The sequence below is a fragment of the Bacillus altaicus genome (assembly GCF_042136375.2).
Classification (GTDB): Bacteria; Bacillota; Bacilli; order Bacillales; family Bacillaceae_G; genus Bacillus_A; species Bacillus_A cereus_U.
In genome coordinates this window covers 1,345,045-1,361,393 of sequence record NZ_CM143394.1, presented here as the reverse complement: position 1 = coordinate 1,361,393, position 16,349 = coordinate 1,345,045, and the positions used below count along the sequence as shown (strand labels likewise).

Here is a 16,349-nt window from a genome sequence, read left to right as displayed (position 1 = left end):
AATTAATATAATAAAATGCACTGCTCTATATTAGCAGTGCATTTTTATTATGCTAGTGCTTGTGCCAAATCTTCAATTAAATCTTCTCCATCTTCAATACCAACAGAGATTCGAATTAATGTATCTGTAATTCCTAATTCTTTACGGCGATCTGCTGGGATTGATGCATGTGTCATTTGTGATGGAATAGAAATTAAACTTTCTACTGCTCCTAAGCTTTCAGCAAGTGTAAAGTATTGTAACTTCTCAAGTACTCTATTTAATGTTTCTTCACTATCTACATCGAATGAGATGATTGCACCAAATCCGTTCGCCTGTTCTTTTGCTAATTCGTGATTTTGATGTGATTCAAGACCTGGATAATATACTTTATTTACTTTCGGATGGTTATTTAAAAACTCAGCAATTGCGCGTGAATTTATTTCATGCTCTTCCATACGAATTCCTAATGTTTTTAAACCGCGAAGTAGTAAGAAGCTATCTTGTGGTCCCAGAATACCTCCTGTTGAGTTTTGTACGAAATGAAGGTCTTCTGCTAGTTGCGGGCTATTTACAACTACTAGGCCTGCAACTACATCACTATGCCCACCTAAATATTTCGTTGCACTATGAAGTACTATGTCTGCTCCTAAAGAAATTGGCGACTGCCAATATGGCGTCATGAATGTGTTATCAATAATTGTTAATAAATCGTTTTCTTTAGCAAGAGTCGATATTTTCTTAATATCAGTAATTTTCAGTAATGGATTCGTTGGTGTTTCCACATAAATCGCTTTCGTATTTGGGCGAATCGCTTCTACAACTTCCTCTAGGTTTGTTGTATCTACAAATGTATGCTCAATGCCGAAACGGTTTAGTACTTTTGTAAGAACGCGGTACGTCCCGCCGTAAACATCATCTGTTAAAATGACATGATCTCCTTTTGAGAATAGCATAATAGTTGCTGTAATAGCTGCCATCCCTGAACCAAATGCAAATCCTGCATGACCATTTTCTAACACTGCAATCATTTCTTCTAAAGCTGAACGAGTTGGATTACCAGTTCTAGAATATTCATATCCTTGGTGCTTACCAACTGCTTCTTGTTTGTACGTACTCGTTTGATATATCGGCACGTTTACAGATCCAGTTGAAGGTTCTCCTATGCGAATACCATGAATTAACTTTGTCTTTGCTCTCATTTTTTATTCCCATCCTTTATATATATCTTTACTTAAATAACGCTCACTACTATCTGGAAAAATCGTTACAATATTTGTGTCTGGTTTTGCTTTCTCAGCCTCAAGCAAGCTTGCATGGAATGCCGCTCCTGAAGAGCTTCCAACGAGAAGACCTTCCTTTTGCGCCAATTCTTTCACACGTAAAAATGCATTTCGATCAGAAATCGTATGAATTTCATCAAAATAAGATGTTTTTAAAAATGGTGGAATGAATTCAAGACCAATACCTTCTGTTTCATGTGAACCAGCTTTACCGCCATTTAAAATAGATCCTTCTGGTTCTACAATAACCGTTTTAATATCAATGTTTTTCTCTTTTAAATAAGACGCAGTTCCCATAAACGTACCGCCAGTTCCTGCACCCGCAACAAATATGTTAATCTCTCCATTCAATGCGTCCCAAAGTTCAGGACCTAGTGTTTTGAAATAAGCACGAGGGTTTGCTTCATTAGCAAACTGACTTGGAGAGTATGAATTTGGTATTTCCTTTACTAATTCTTTTGCCTTTGCAATTGCGCCGGTCATTCCTTGCTCAGTCGGTGTATGCACGACCTTTGCACCTAGCGCTTTCATTAATTCTTGTTTTTCAATACTAAATTTCTCTGGTACACAAACAATGACACGTAAATCATGTTCTAACGCTGCAAGTGCCAGTCCAATGCCGGTATTTCCAGCCGTCGGTTCAATAATTGTCCCGCCCTCTGCAACAAGCCCTTTTTCTAACGCATCTTCGATTAATTCTCTTCCTAAACGATCCTTAACGCTTCCGCCTGGGTTGTAAAATTCAAGCTTTGCAAATAAACGGACTCCTTTCGGAAGTGAAAAACGAGTAATTTCTACGATTGGTGTATGGCCAATCAACTCATGAACTCCACGATATACATTCATCGTGTTCTCCCCCTTATTTGCCAATAAAGAAAAGGCAACTGTATGTATTTTCTTTATATGAGACAGTTGCCTTTTTGTTACATTACTTTAACTCTTCTAGTACTTTTACGATAAAGTTTGTAGAATGAAGAGCTGCTTGATCTAAAAATTGATCAAATGAAACATTTGATTCTTTACCAGCAATATCAGAAAGTGCACGAATAATAACAAATGGAACTTCATATTGGTGGCATACTTGCGCAACAGCTGCTGCTTCCATTTCTACTGCATAAAGATCTTCAAATTTATCACGAATTGCTGCAACACGGTTCGGATCACTCATAAATGAATCACCTGTTGCAATCATACCTTTTACAACTTGAATATTTTCTTCTGCCTGCATACATTTCTCAGCTAATGCAACTAATGCCTCATCAGCTTTAAATCCAGGTGGCATTCCTGGCACTTGACCATATTCGTAGTTAAATGCTGTTACATCTACGTCATGGTGACGAACTTCTGTTGAAATAACCACATCTCCAACATTTAAAGAATGATGGAATCCACCAGCTGAACCAGTGTTGATTACTTTTTCAGGTTTATATCTTTCTAATAAAATTGTCGTTGACATCGCTGCATTTACTTTACCAATACCAGACTTTAGCAAGATTACTTCATGTCCTGCCAATAGCCCTTTCGTAAATTCAGAACCTGCAACAGTTTCTGTTTCTGCTTGTTCTAGTTTGTCACGTAAAATACGTACTTCTTCTTCCATTGCTCCAATTACAGCAATTCTCAATCTAATCCCTCTTTCTATTGCTTAGTTGCCTCCATTACCCAAACGAAATGATTTAATCTCGTAAACGTTACGTGGAAGCCATTGTTTTCAAAAATAGATTGCATGATCGGAATACGTGTATAGTATTCTGTTTGCAAATCGTTTGCTAACTGATGAAAACCTCTTTGTTTTGCTACTTCGACAGTTTTATCATATGCATCTTGATCTGCAAATATCGTATCAGCAAACACTATTTTACCACCTTTGTTTAGCAATTGACTATACTTCGCAATTGCTACGTCTTTTTCTTCATCTATTAAATGATGAAATGCGTAAGTGCTCACAATAGTATCGATTGAATTTGGGACTTCAAATGAAAGAAAATCACCCTCTGTAATTGAAAATTCTTTTGGTAATTTCTCTTTTGCAATAGTACGCATTTCGCGTGACGGTTCTATACCGTAAACTGTGCGACCAGCAAGTAATAATTTATTTGTTAAATTGCCAGTACCAACACCAAATTCTAATACGTTGCCAAATGACTTGTTAACTACATCCTCTAAAATGTCCTCATAACGGGCGAAAACTTCTTTATATTGTATATCTTCGCCTTGTACAAATGAGTCGTACGTATGAGCCCATTCATCAAATAAACCATTAAATTCTGTCCCCATAAAAATTCCCCTTTTTCTTATCGGTTTTATCAGTATAATATGCCCTCTTTCTAAAAATGTCAATTGAAATGTACGTAGTATTTCCTTCTTTTCTTTGTTACACTATAGGTGATTACATAGGAGAGGGGTCGTCTTCGTGTCATTTACCTTTGAAATGTTAGAAGATAAAGTAGAGTTTTTTGAAGCGGCGGACTTAGCTTCTTTAGAAAGAAAAATTAGTGAGCAAATTGATAATAATAAAGCACTTATGCTCGAAGTACATCACATCTCGCATCAAATGGTTATGGATCCTGAAAGCAAAAGACCTTATTATAGTGCGGTTGTTCATTTTAAATTAAAGAAATTACGCTAACTAAAAAAGAGAAGCTCATAAGAGCCTCTCTTTTTTAGTTTAGAGTTTGAACAAGTACTGGTTTCCAGCCCTCATTGTCTACCCAATCAATATTTACATAATATTTTTTACCTGATTGTTTATCTTGTACGTTACCGTACGCTTTATTCTTACCGTTATTTCCGATTCTATGAATAACTAATTGCTCTACTGGAACGTCAATTGCAGTGGAAATCGCTTGATTCATTTCATTCCAATCTGCTGAACCTTTTTTAAACGTCATCGCAGGTGTTGTACCTTGTTCTGTACCTACTGGCTTCCAAGAGGATTTCGTATACGCATCTGTTGCCTTTGGCTGTGTTTTTTCAGCTGGTTCTTTCTCGTTAGCTTTCGCTTCCTCTTCAGCCTTTTTCTTTTCTTCTTCAGCCTTTAGCTTCTCTTCTTCCTTCTTCTTAGCCTCTGCTGTCTCTTGCTCGTTCTTCTTCGTCTCTTCTTTACCTTTAGCTTTCTCAGCTTTATTCTCTTTTGTTGTTTGCTGAGTTACTTTTTTATCACTAGAAGACGCTTGCTCTTTTCTTTCAGGAACAAACAATTGATATGATACAATAGCTACTAATATTAATACAATTGCAATTGCAATATTTAAAACACCGTTTTGACGACGTTTTTGTTGTTTCTGTTGGAATCTAGATCCTCCTGCCATTCTTCAAACCTCCATGCAGTTTTTCATACTTGCTATTGTAACATTAAATCTAGAAAGGTTGAACATTTACAATAATATTTTCACGAAATGAAAACATTTCATAAATAATTGCAAGATTACTTTTCAACCTCTAATTGATGAATTGCTTCTACCATTTCTGCAAACGCTGGTGCAACTACATTTACGTTATCTGTTTCTATATCAACTACAACTAAAGCATATCTTGGATTTTCATATGGAAAATAACCTGCAAACCAGCGATTTACCTTCTCTCCTTTTCCTGTTTGTGCCGTCCCAGATTTTCCCGCGACAGTTAGTGGCAATGAACGGAATGCGGTTCCCGTTCCTTTTTCCATCGTTACAACGCCTCTTAACAACTGTTGTAATTTTCTCATCGTTTCATAAGAAAGCTGTTTCCCATTTAATTTATGATTTTCAAATGTAAAAAAGTCGGTTCCATTTTTATACACTATTTTTTTCACAGCTTTCACTTCCATCTTCTCTCCACCTCTAGCAATTGTCGCCATCATATTCGCTATAGCTAGAGGTGACACACGTACATCTTTTTGTCCGACCATCGTTTGAGCAATCGCTTTTCTACTATATTTATTTTCTTCGCTCCCCCAAATAATAGCACTCTTTTCTTCTGGCAATTGCTCAAATTCCGATGTATGAAATACCGAACCTTTCCACCCTACCTTCTTACTTGCCCCTAAGGCCTCTAAATACGTTTCTAATACTCCCCTATCCTTTTGCATTACTTCATCACCTAATACGGCAAACGTTCGATTACAGCTTCTAGCAAAGCTTTCCTTAAAGTTTAATGACCCCATCATAATTTGTGGAAGATTTTCACCGTATAAATCCGTATTACAGTTAAATGTACGATTAAACCGTACCAAATTCTCATCAATTACTGCTGCTGCAACTACTGTTTTAAAAACAGACCCCGGAAAATGAGGAGTTAACATTTGATTTTCAAGTGTAGCTTTATATATCCTCTTATCATTCATCTGTAAAGAAGGCCTACTTACCATTGCTAAAACTTCACTATTCTTTATGTCTAGTAATACTAACCCACCTTTTTTTATTCCATTTTCATCTATAATCCTCTCTGCTCGTCGTTGCAACGTTTTATGTATTGTTGTTTGAATAGTAACTGGATAAAATGGATTTCCTGGTGAAGTGTATTTCGCCTGTTTCCCGAAAATCGGTTCTCCTTGTCGATCCACTTGATATAGTACTTTCGCTTCTCCATCAGTCAGTAAAAATTCATCAAATGATTGTTGCAATCCCGAAATACCAATTGGCGTTTGTTTCGAAGTTTTTTTCATTTCTCCATAACGCTTTTGAAATTCCTGTTCATTCTCTCCCACATCACCAATTAAATGATTTGCCTCTCCCGTTTGCCTCAGTCGAACTTCTGCTGCTACAATACCTAAAATATCTAATTGATTTACCTTCTCCATTTGCTCGAGCGTTAATTGAAATGGGATATTCCCCCTTCGTAATATAAATGCTTGATTCTTATTTTTCATTTGCAGTCTTATCTCTTGTCTCGACACACCAATGATATGCGCAATTTTCTCTAACATGTCATTTTTTATTTGTAAAAATGGAAAAACAATTAAGACTGGATATTTCTCTTCTCCAATTTCCTTACCATTTCGATCTGTAAAATGCCCTCTTCCATTATCTACTGTAAGTGATTGGGTTCGTTGCGTAACACTTTTTTCAATCAAATTGATATTTCGATCAGTAAATGATTCCGTATCTATAATCTGTATTTGGATTAAACGACAAAGTAATAAAAAAATCACACCCATAAAACAAATTAAAACAATTATAATTCTCCGTTTCATTTTCATAAAAAACACCTCGTCTATTGTAGTTTAGACGAGGTGTTTCACCTTTTATACAAATAAAAAATCACTCGTTTTAACACGAGTGATTTTTACGTTATTTTACAGAGATAATCTCTACTTGCATTTCTCCACCTGGTGTTTGGATTGCTACCTTCTCACCAATTTGCTTACCTAATAAGCTTTTTGCGATTGGAGAATCGTTAGAAATTCTTCCTTCAAATGGATCAGCTTCTGCGCTACCTACGATTATGTACGCTTCTTCGTCTCCACCTGGTAACTCTTTAAATGTTACTGTTTTACCTAATGTTACAACTGTAGACTCTTCACCATTATCTTGAATGATAACCGCATTACGGATCATGTTTTCAAGTTGTGTAATGCGTCCTTCTACGAATGCTTGCTCATCTTTCGCTGCATCATACTCAGAGTTCTCAGAAAGATCTCCGAAGCTACGTGCGATCTTAATACGCTCTACAACTTCTTTACGTCTTACTGTTTTTAATTGTTCAACTTCGTTCTCTAGTTTTTGCTTACCCTCTTGCGTCATAGGGTATGTTTTTTCTGTTGCCATGTTTTCCACTCCTTTTATATACCAATCCCCCGAAAAAAAGAGGAGTTCCATATGAAAACTCCTCCGCTTATATAGCGGAGGTTTCTAGCACACGTGGCACTAGTGGAGTTGTCACATACAACCCCTTATTCTCCAATTCTTCCTTATATAAAGAAGGTATGTATGGAAAGTTGATATAAATATGCCCTCACCTATTGGTAGGTGAGGTTTCATGTTTCATTGTATTCGATAAGAAGGGAAAAAATCCCTTCCTATCGTATATCTTTTACTATGCTATTACAAATTTACTTTTTGTTCAAGAATTGTTGCAATTTTTGTCACCATAATATCAATTGCAACATGATTTTGTCCACCTTCAGGGATAATAATATCCGCGAATTTCTTAGAAGGCTCAATAAATTGATTATGCATTGGACGTACAACGTTTACGTATTGGTCAATAACTGAATCCATTGTACGACCGCGCTCTTCAATATCGCGCTGCATGCGGCGTAAAATACGAAGGTCTGCATCTGTATCAACAAACAACTTAATATCCATTAACTCACAAAGACGTGGGTCTTCTAAAATAAGAATTCCTTCTAAAATGATTACATCTTTCGGCTCAACTGGAATAATTTTTTCTGAGCGCGTATGCAATGTATAGTCATATATAGGCTTTTCCACTTGCTCATATGCAAGTAACTGATGCAAATGTTCAATTAACAAATCATTATCAAACGCTAACGGATGATCGTAATTCGTTTTTAAACGTTCTTCCATTGGTAAATGGCTTTGATCTTTGTAATAATAATCTTGCTCCAAGATTAAAATGGAATGACCTTTAAAATGGTCAAAAATCGCTTTCGTTACACTTGTTTTTCCTGATCCTGAACCACCAGCGATTCCAATTACAACAGGCTTATTCGTCCCCATTCGACTACCACTCTTTCTTATTGAAGTATGTTTTTGCGCATCATATTATTCACATACACTGGTTGATCCACTTTGAATTTCACGATTTGCAACGGATGTCTCGCTGCATCTAATTCGTTTCCATCCTCATCCCAAATTTTCTCCACCGTTTGCGTAAAGTTTTCTATTTCTGGTCCAAAGAACTCCACTTCATGTCCTGGTTTGAAGTGATTACGTTGCTCAAGCGTTACAATGCCCGTTTCTTCATTATAATCTAACACTAAACCAGCAAAATCATACGTTGTTTTCTTACTATGATTTCCAAACATTTGCTCTTGATGTCCTGGAACCCCTTCAAAGAATGCAGGAGCCGTATCACGATTTGCACATTTATCAAGCTCATCTAACCATTCTTGTTTAAACTCAAAGTTATCCGGATCCGCACAATACGCATCAATTACTTTACGATATACAGTTGCTACAGTCGCTACGTAATGGATAGATTTCATACGTCCTTCAACTTTTAAGCTATCAATTCCAATTTCAATCATTTTCGGAATTGATAAGATTAAATTTAAATCTTTTGGGCTCATCGCAAAGTGAGCATCTTCTTCTTGGAATAGAGGAAGCTCTTTTGCATCTTTATGTTGTGATACCGTTTGAACTAAATCATAATCCCAGCGGCAAGATTGACAACAACCGCCACGATTAGAGTCACGCGCTGTCATATGGTTACTTAATGTACATCTCCCTGAATACGCGATACACATTGCACCATGGACGAATGCTTCAATTTCAATATCAACTTTTTCTTTAATTTCTTTCATTTCTTCATAGCTTGCTTCACGGGCTAATACAAGACGATGTAAACCTTCTTCTTTCCAATACTGTGCTGCTTTCCAGTTGGATAGTGATTGTTGTGTACTTAAATGCACCTCAACAGAAGGCGCTACACGTTTACACGTCTCAATAATAAGCGGATCGGCAACGATAATTCCCGTTACGCCAGCTTTTTCAATCCCTTTTAAATATTCCTCTAGCCCATCCATATTTTCATTATGTGCAAAAATATTTGTTGTTACGTATATTTTCGCTCCATATTTCTTTGCAAATTCAACGCCTTCTGCCATGTCTTCCAGCGTAAAGTTACCTGCATTAGAACGAAGACCAAATTCTTGTCCACCTAAATATACAGCATCTGCCCCATAATGGATAGCTACTTTTAATTTTTCTAAGTTACCCGCGGGGATTAACAGTTCAGGTTTTTTCACAATAACGCGTTTGCCATCGATCACTCGTGAAATTTCTTGTACAGTCATTTCCTACACCCTCCTCGTTTAGTAAACCGTTTCTTTAAAGAAGAATCCTGTATCTAACGGACGATTTACCGGTTGTATTTCTTCTATCTCTTTAAATAAATCATCTTTCACGTCATAATACGCATCACGATCTTCTACACATAAATCAATCGCTTTACGATATTTCTTCGTTACCTCAATAATGTATTCAGAACTTTTTAGGACACCATCAATTTTTAAGCTATCGACTTCAGCATCGATTAGTTCCTCTAACTCATCGATGAAACAAATATCATTCGGACTCATAATGTGAGTACCATTTTCATCTTCATAAATTGGATATTTGTTATTACGTTCTGGGTCGTATAAGAACATATTCTCTTCATACTTTTTCTTTTCGATATCGAGATTACGCCCTTGATACTCAAAGTAGTTTCCTACTAGTGAACGCTTCGATTGGAACATGCAAGTCATACCGTGAATTTGTACTTCAAGTTCCACTTCAGAATTTTCTTTTAATTCAGCAATTTCATCTAAGCTAAGCTCACGAGCTAATACAGCGCGTTTCGCGCCTCTTTGCCCCCAATAGTTACAAGTAAACCAGTTTGTTGCTGTCGTTTCTGTATTCCAGTGCAGTTGCATATTTGGTGCAACTTCACGAACAGCCATTAATACCGCTGGATCTCCGAAAACAATCGCATCTACATTTACCTCATTTAAAAAGGCAACGTAATCCGTTAATTCTTCTACTTTATCATTGTGGAACATCGCATTCATTGCAACGTATACTTTCACACCATTTTCATGTGCAATGTTTACAGCTTGTTTCACATCTTCACGTGAAAACTCTCCTGCCAAACGTAAACCAAACTTTTGTTCACCAACCATTACTGCATCTGCCCCTGCTTTCGCAAGAGGTTCAATATCCGCCACCGCTCTAGGCGTTACTAACAATTCAGGTTTCTTCATACTTTTGTCACCCTCTCTTTTTACTTACAGCCACTCCATCGCCAATTGGGAAAATCGTTGTATCATATCCTTCATGGTTCATAAGCCATTCATTGTACGTCTTAATACGACGAATCAAACCACGCGTACGTCTATTTTCAATTTTCTCTTTTGTCGTCACAAGACCATGGTACATAACGTTATCTGAAATAATAACGCCACCAGGATTTAATAACGGTTCGTATAAGTCAAAAAAGCGACGATACTGCCCTTTCGCTGCATCAATAAAAATAACATCAAATGTTCCATGTTCTTTCACTTGTTCGCCCGTTTCTAAAGCATCACCGTAAATAACAGAAATACGGTCTGTTACTGAGGAACATTCTATATATTCAAGTGCCTTTTCATATCGTTCACGATTGCGCTCTACTGTCACAATGCGAGAGTTCGGAATAGCTTGCATCATACGAATACTAGAATAACCGATTGCTGTTCCAAGTTCTAAAATACTTTCCGGTCCAATTAAACGTAAAAATTGCAGCATAAATTCCATTCCAAGTCGATCCATAATCGGCACATGGTTTTCAGTTGCATACTCTTCCATTTCAAGAATTAATTTATCTTTTGGATCAATAAATGATAATAGGTACTCGTTAACTGTATCCTCCATAATTGGTCCTCCTTATTTATATGGAGAAGTGCCTCTATGACGCGTCAACCTTTGTCTTTTCACACATAGAATGCAATAAAAATACAAGCCAGTTTCATCCTTAGCTTGTACGTCCCGTTTTGATATTAAAAACGATTCTTCTGCCAGTTTTTAACCCGATATATTTTACCACAAAAAAGAGGGATGTGCGACCTTTTTCGCTACCCCTCCCGATTTCATTGTTTTTTCGTAATGTATTTTTGCTTTAATGCATTATGTTCTTCTAATGTTTTCGCATAATACACTTCACCACTTGGTGCAGCTAAGAAATAATAATAATCTGTTTGCGCAGGATCTAACGCTGCTTCCACTGAATGTTTACCAGAGTTTGCAATCGGTCCAACTGGCAACCCTTTCACAACATACGTATTGTACGGTGAGTTTACTTTCAAGTCTTCGTATAATACACGTTGTTTATGCTTTCCAAGCGCGTATAGTACCGTCGGATCCGTTTGAAGCGGCATACCTTTCGCTAAACGATTATAGAAAACACTAGAGATTTTCTGGCGATCTGTAAAGCCAGTGGCCTCTTCTTCAATAAGGGAAGACAACGTGAGCAGTTGATGAACATCCCAGTTCTTCGCTTTCATTTTCGCCTCATTTTGAACAATGATTGCATTCGTTTTCTCAAGCATCGGAATTACGATTTCTTCTAATGTCGTATCTTTCTTATAGAACGAATACGTCGCAGGATATAAATAACCTTCTAATGGATATTTAATATTACTATCAAAAATTTTATCCGTTAATAGCTTCGGATACTTTTGCTGCATTTTTTGAATAAATGCTTTATCGTTTAATTGACGCACAACATCATCTTTATTCCACTTTAATTCTGCCGCAATCACTTCAGCAATTTCAGTTACTTGCGCTCCTTCTTTAATCGTCACTTTATAAAGAGCCGGACGATGTACGTTGCCAGATGACATTTGTTCAATGACATCGTTAGCATTCATCGAAGGATTTAATAAATATGTACCTGCTTGTAAGCTTTTCGACTTAACTTTCGTATAAAAACTAAAAACTGTACCGCTGTTCACAGCACCTTTTTCTTCTAAAATCTCACCGATTTTACTTGTAGATGACCCCTTTGGAATCTCTACTTCAATCTCTTTTTTATTTCCACTATCAACTGGTCCTAATGCAGATGAAATATACGCATAGACTGATCCACAAACTAAAAGCAGTGCGATAATCGAAAATAAAAAAATGCGTCTACGCTTCTTCTTCACTTGATTCTCTACCAAAATTCTTCCTCCTTATTTAATTGTAGACCATATACACTTCCTCTATACAATGCCCTACAAACATAAAGCAAAACCAATCATTTCTAAATAATTGGTGACAGCTACTCATTTAAAGCCTCATTTCATACAACCCGTCTTATTATACTATAAACAATTAAGTAGTTTCGACAAAAAATCTGTCATTTTGCATATGAATACAAAAAAGGCGGACTGTGTACACAGTCCGCCTTTTTATACATTACTACTCTTCGTCTTGCTCATCAGCAAGAGTGTTAAACATTTCTTGTACCATTTCCCACTCTTCTTCAGATTCAATTGTAAGTAATGTTCCGCCCTCTTCTTCACTTTGCTCATATGCCATTGCATCGAAGATTTGGTCTCCATCTTCGTCTACTTCACCGATTGGAGAGAAGACTACGTAAGATTTTTTGCCGAATTTTTCAGCATCAAAAGTGAAAATAATTTCACATAAATGTTCGTTTCCTTTTTCGTCTACAATTGTAATTTGATTTTCTTCCATTTTGGTCACCTCTTATTTACTATCTAGAAATCCTTGTAAGATTACGACTGCAGCCATCTTATCGATTACTTGCTTTCGCTTCTTACGGCTCACATCAGCTGAAATGAGCAGACGTTCCGCTGCAATCGTCGACAAACGCTCGTCCCACATTACAACTTCTAATTGTAACAGATTTCGCAGGTTTTCTGCAAATTGTTGGCACGCTTCACCACGCGGGCCAATTGTACCATTCATATTTTTAGGTAAACCTACTACTATTTTGTCCACATTGTACTGTTTTACCAACTCAGAAATACGGTCAAAACCAAAGTTGCCTCGTTCTTCGTTAATCCTGATTGTTTCCAGTCCTTGTGCTGTCCAGCCCATCTCATCGCTCATTGCAACACCGACTGTTTTAGTACCAACATCTAAACCTAATATCCGCATAAACTACTCCTCACGATGATGTTTCAAGTAAGACTTCACAAGCTCTTCAATTAACTCATCACGTTCAAGCTTGCGAATGATGCTTCGTGCATCTTTATGGCGAGGTATGTATGCTGGATCTCCACTTAATAAATAACCGACGATTTGGTTAATCGGATTATAACCTTTTTCTTGAAGTGCATTATACACAGTTAAAAGTACATCATTTACATGGACACTCTGCTTTTCATCTTGAATGCTAAACTTCATTGTTTTATCAAAACCGTCCATTTCAAGCACCTCACTTGTAAGTAGTAAGTATAGGGAGAAGAACTTCTCCTCTCCCTACCATTGTACACTACTATCTCTTTATTTTGAAACAGATTTAACGTACTCTTGTACAAATGCTAAAGCTTCCTCAACTTGCGCTGGGTTTTTACCACCTGCTTGAGCCATGTCAGGACGGCCACCACCACCGCCTCCACAACGAGAAGCTACTTCTTTCACAAGTTTACCTGCATGGTAACCTTGACTAATTAAATCTTTCGTTACGCCAGCTAAAATATTTACTTTATCGTCATTTACAGACACTAATACAACAACTGCAGACTCTAATTTATTTTTAAGGTCATCCATCATTGTACGTAAATTGTTCATATCTGCAACATTTACTTTCGCCGCTAATACGTTCACACCATCAACTGTCATTACTGAATCAGTTAAGTTTCCAGCTTCGATATTGCTTAATTTCGCAGCAAGAGATTCGTTTTCTTTTTGAAGTTGTTTTACTTCAGCAAATAAACCATCAACTCTTGTTAAAATATCTTTCGGATTTGTTTTCATTTTTCCTGCTGCTTCTTTTAATAAACCTACTTGATCGTTCATTAATTCGTATGCAGATTTACCAGTTACCGCCTCAATACGACGTGTTCCTGCACCGATACCAGATTCAGCAACGATTTTGAAAATACCGATAGAAGCTGTGTTATCAACGTGACAACCACCGCAAAGCTCTAAGCTGTAATCGCCTACTTGTACAACGCGTACAACATCACCGTATTTTTCACCGAATAATGCCATTGCGCCCATTTCTTTCGCTTCTTCGATTGCTTTTTGAGAAATCGCAACATCAATACTTTGCCAAATTTTTTCGTTTACGATACGCTCAATTTTTTCTAATTCGTCAGCTTGCACTTGACCGAAGTGAGAGAAGTCAAAACGTAAACGTTCAGATGTTACAAGAGAACCCGCTTGGTTAACATGCGTTCCAAGTACATCTTTTAATGCTTGGTGCAGTAAGTGAGTTGCTGTATGGTTTTTCACAACGCTACTACGGTTTTTCGTATCGATAAGAGCTTTTACAGCCGCTTCTTTCGTTAATGTACCTTCTTCAACAACAACTTTGTGTAAGTTTTGACCATTTGGTGCTTTTTGTACGTCTTTTACAAGAACTTTCACGCCGTCAGCAAGAAGATAACCACGGTCTGCAATTTGCCCACCGCTCTCAGCGTAGAACGGCGTTACATCAAGCATTAATTGTCCTTCTTCACCTGCTTGTAGGCTATCTGTGTACTCACCATTTTTTACAAGTGCAACAACGTTACTTTCTGTTGCAACTGTACCGTAACCAACGAATTCGCTCGCTACTTTAACTTCACCAAGTACACCGCCTTGAACTTGCATAGAATCAACGTCTTGACGAGCAGCACGTGCACGCTCACGTTGTTTCTCCATTTCATTCTCAAAGCCTGCTTGATCAACTGTCATACCAGCTTCTTCTGCATATTCTTCTGTTAATTCAATCGGGAAACCGTACGTGTCGTATAGACGGAAAGCATCTACGCCAGAAATAACAGTTATTTTTTCTTCCTTCGCTTTTGCAATTACGTCAGCTAAAATTGATTCACCATCATGAAGTGTTTCATGGAAACGCTCTTCTTCATTCTTCACAACTTTTGCGATGAAATCTTTCTTTTCAAGTACTTCTGGATAGAAGTCTTTCATTACTTCTCCAACAACCGGTACTAATTCAAACATGAATGGACGGTTGATATTTAATTTTTTCGAGTAACGAACAGCGCGGCGTAATAAACGACGTAATACATAACCACGGCCTTCGTTAGAAGGAAGTGCTCCATCACCAACCGCAAATGTTACTGTACGAATATGGTCAGCAATTACTTTAAATGCCATATCTTTTTCTAAGTCACCATTACGATACTTCTCGCCAGAAATTGATTCTGTCGCCCCAATCATCGGCATGAATAGGTCTGTATCAAAATTCGTAGGTACATCTTGAACGATAGATGTCATACGCTCTAGACCCATCCCTGTATCGATGTTTTTCTTAGGAAGCGGCGTATATGAACCGTCTGGATTATGATTAAATTGAGAGAATACAAGGTTCCATACTTCTAAGTAACGCTCGTTTTCTCCGCCCGGATATAATTCTGGGTCACTAAAGTCATTACCGTAAGCTTCACCGCGGTCATAGAAAATCTCTGTATTCGGTCCACTTGGTCCTTCACCGATATCCCAGAAGTTTTCTTCTAAACGGATGATGCGTTCTTTTGGAACACCCATTTTCTCATTCCAAATTGTGAATGCTTCTTCATCTTCCGGATGAATTGTAACAGATAGTAATTCTTTATCGAATCCGATCCACTTGTCGCTCGTTAGAAATTCCCAAGCCCAAGTAATTGCTTCTTCTTTGAAGTAATCACCGATTGAGAAGTTCCCTAACATTTCAAAGAATGTATGGTGACGAGCCGTTTTCCCAACGTTTTCAATATCGTTTGTACGAATTGATTTTTGTGCATTTGTAATACGTGGGTTTTGCGGGATTACACGTCCGTCAAAATATTTCTTTAATGTCGCTACACCACTATTAATCCATAGAAGAGATGGATCCTCATGCGGAACTAGTGATGCACTTGGTTCTACTGCATGTCCTTTTTCTTGGAAAAAGTCTAAAAACATTTGACGAATTTGTGCGCCTGTTAGTTGTTTCATTGTATTTTCCTCCTTAAATATAAAAAACTCCCGCCCCTAATAAAAGGGACGAGAGTTAACTCGCGATACCACCCTAATTATGAATTGATTATTATAACAATCAATTCATCACCTCATGGTGCCGTAACGTGGCAAGACGGCAGTGATTAGCTGCTCTCAGGATTAGCTTTCTGTTACCCTTCATTTAAAGCTTCTTTCAGCCATTGGAAGCTTCTCTCTATAAATGGACTGTAACATACTTGTTCCGTCATTGATTTAATGTATTATATGACTAAATATAATAGAATTCTCTTAAGTTTGTCAATGT

General features: G+C 37.3%; 17 protein-coding genes and 1 other annotated feature. Of the genes, 1 reads left to right on the top strand and 16 read right to left on the bottom strand.

Annotation, left to right across the window (positions count from 1 at the left end; genetic code table 11):
• Window positions 1-47 precede the first annotated feature (47 nt).
• From ACE38F_RS07110 to ACE38F_RS07095, 4 genes are all read right to left on the bottom strand, one after another.
• Window positions 48-1,181 carry a bifunctional cystathionine gamma-lyase/homocysteine desulfhydrase gene (locus ACE38F_RS07110; RefSeq protein WP_215554255.1) on the bottom strand — a complete coding sequence of 378 codons (1,134 nt, stop codon included), beginning with the start codon at window positions 1,179-1,181 and terminating at the stop codon, window positions 48-50.
• A gap of 3 nt (window positions 1,182-1,184) precedes the next feature.
• The gene (locus ACE38F_RS07105) at window positions 1,185-2,108 is read right to left on the bottom strand and encodes an O-acetylserine dependent cystathionine beta-synthase (protein WP_105584424.1); all 924 of its coding nucleotides are present in this window, start codon (window positions 2,106-2,108) and stop codon (window positions 1,185-1,187) included.
• 82 nt (window positions 2,109-2,190) lie between these two features.
• Window positions 2,191-2,886 carry a 5'-methylthioadenosine/S-adenosylhomocysteine nucleosidase gene (gene mtnN / locus ACE38F_RS07100; protein WP_105584423.1) on the bottom strand — a complete coding sequence of 232 codons (696 nt, stop codon included), beginning with the start codon at window positions 2,884-2,886 and terminating at the stop codon, window positions 2,191-2,193.
• A gap of 14 nt (window positions 2,887-2,900) precedes the next feature.
• Window positions 2,901-3,539 (bottom strand): class I SAM-dependent DNA methyltransferase, encoded by a 639-nt coding sequence (locus ACE38F_RS07095; protein ID WP_219303571.1) that lies wholly within the window; start codon window positions 3,537-3,539, stop codon window positions 2,901-2,903.
• 136 nt (window positions 3,540-3,675) lie between these two features.
• Between ACE38F_RS07095 and ACE38F_RS07090 the strand changes: the two genes are divergently transcribed.
• A complete protein-coding gene (locus ACE38F_RS07090; RefSeq protein WP_002145646.1) occupies window positions 3,676-3,891 on the top strand; it encodes a YrzA family protein in 216 nt (71 codons plus the stop codon).
• 34 nt (window positions 3,892-3,925) lie between these two features.
• Here the strand turns inward: ACE38F_RS07090 and ACE38F_RS07085 are convergent, their stop codons facing one another.
• The 12 genes from ACE38F_RS07085 to alaS form a co-directional block, all read right to left on the bottom strand.
• A complete protein-coding gene (locus tag ACE38F_RS07085; protein ID WP_375369579.1) occupies window positions 3,926-4,573 on the bottom strand; it encodes a YrrS family protein in 648 nt (215 codons plus the stop codon).
• A gap of 116 nt (window positions 4,574-4,689) precedes the next feature.
• Window positions 4,690-6,441, bottom strand: coding sequence for a peptidoglycan D,D-transpeptidase FtsI family protein (locus tag ACE38F_RS07080; RefSeq protein WP_375369581.1), 1,752 nt, complete (start codon window positions 6,439-6,441; stop codon window positions 4,690-4,692).
• 91 nt (window positions 6,442-6,532) lie between these two features.
• Window positions 6,533-7,009, bottom strand: a complete 477-nt coding sequence (gene greA, locus ACE38F_RS07075) for a transcription elongation factor GreA (protein ID WP_375369583.1) — start codon at window positions 7,007-7,009, stop codon at window positions 6,533-6,535.
• A 276-nt stretch (window positions 7,010-7,285) separates the two neighbouring features.
• Window positions 7,286-7,924, bottom strand: coding sequence for a uridine kinase (udk, locus tag ACE38F_RS07070; RefSeq protein ID WP_375369585.1), 639 nt, complete (start codon window positions 7,922-7,924; stop codon window positions 7,286-7,288).
• 17 nt (window positions 7,925-7,941) lie between these two features.
• Complete coding sequence (locus tag ACE38F_RS07065; protein WP_002111968.1) at window positions 7,942-9,222, bottom strand: peptidase U32 family protein; 1,281 nt, start codon at window positions 9,220-9,222, stop codon at window positions 7,942-7,944.
• Between the two features lie 18 nt (window positions 9,223-9,240).
• The gene (locus tag ACE38F_RS07060) at window positions 9,241-10,170 is read right to left on the bottom strand and encodes a peptidase U32 family protein (RefSeq protein WP_375369586.1); all 930 of its coding nucleotides are present in this window, start codon (window positions 10,168-10,170) and stop codon (window positions 9,241-9,243) included.
• A gap of 7 nt (window positions 10,171-10,177) precedes the next feature.
• A complete protein-coding gene (locus tag ACE38F_RS07055; protein WP_002129210.1) occupies window positions 10,178-10,819 on the bottom strand; it encodes an O-methyltransferase in 642 nt (213 codons plus the stop codon).
• A gap of 215 nt (window positions 10,820-11,034) precedes the next feature.
• On the bottom strand, window positions 11,035-12,105 hold the full coding sequence (gene mltG, locus ACE38F_RS07050) for an endolytic transglycosylase MltG (RefSeq protein WP_215554260.1): 1,071 nt from the start codon (window positions 12,103-12,105) through the stop codon (window positions 11,035-11,037).
• A 241-nt stretch (window positions 12,106-12,346) separates the two neighbouring features.
• Window positions 12,347-12,625 carry a DUF1292 domain-containing protein gene (locus ACE38F_RS07045; RefSeq protein ID WP_215554261.1) on the bottom strand — a complete coding sequence of 93 codons (279 nt, stop codon included), beginning with the start codon at window positions 12,623-12,625 and terminating at the stop codon, window positions 12,347-12,349.
• Between the two features lie 12 nt (window positions 12,626-12,637).
• The gene (ruvX, locus tag ACE38F_RS07040) at window positions 12,638-13,051 is read right to left on the bottom strand and encodes a Holliday junction resolvase RuvX (RefSeq protein WP_215554262.1); all 414 of its coding nucleotides are present in this window, start codon (window positions 13,049-13,051) and stop codon (window positions 12,638-12,640) included.
• 3 nt (window positions 13,052-13,054) lie between these two features.
• Window positions 13,055-13,321, bottom strand: a complete 267-nt coding sequence (locus ACE38F_RS07035) for an IreB family regulatory phosphoprotein (protein ID WP_002111976.1) — start codon at window positions 13,319-13,321, stop codon at window positions 13,055-13,057.
• A gap of 78 nt (window positions 13,322-13,399) precedes the next feature.
• On the bottom strand, window positions 13,400-16,042 hold the full coding sequence (gene alaS, locus ACE38F_RS07030) for an alanine--tRNA ligase (protein ID WP_016106212.1): 2,643 nt from the start codon (window positions 16,040-16,042) through the stop codon (window positions 13,400-13,402).
• 41 nt (window positions 16,043-16,083) lie between these two features.
• Window positions 16,084-16,302, bottom strand: a binding site (T-box leader).
• Between the last annotated feature and the right edge of the window lie 47 nt (window positions 16,303-16,349).